This window comes from Shewanella sp. AS1 (assembly GCF_021412565.1).
Lineage (GTDB): Bacteria > Pseudomonadota > Gammaproteobacteria > Enterobacterales > Shewanellaceae > Shewanella.
The window spans coordinates 1-280 of sequence record NZ_JAKCLJ010000138.1 but is presented as its reverse complement, the minus strand read 5'-3'; the positions used below and the strand labels follow the sequence as shown (position 1 = coordinate 280).

The 280-nt window shown below is 62.9% G+C and carries 1 protein-coding gene; it reads left to right on the top strand.

The window, feature by feature from the left end; translation table 11 throughout:
* On the top strand, positions 1 to 280 hold a 280-nt coding region (locus tag LZP69_RS16405), incomplete at both ends, for a hypothetical protein (protein WP_234201751.1).

Genomic DNA, 280 nt, shown 5'->3' with positions numbered 1-280 from the left:
GTCGAAGGCCAGGACCTGCCGCGCTGGGAGTACCGCTATCTGAAGAACGCCCTGCGCCGCGACCATACCACCGAGGTCGACGTGCTGCTGTGCACCAGCGACAACGCCTTCATCTGGGACGGCACCGATGGCAAGCAGCCGCTGGAGCAGTTCCCCATCAACCGCAAGGAGATCAGCGAGTACGACGTCATCCTCCTGGGCGACGTCAACCCGACGATCTTCACCACCGAACAGATCACGCTGATCCGCGACTTTGTCCGCGAAGGCGGCGGGTTCATCA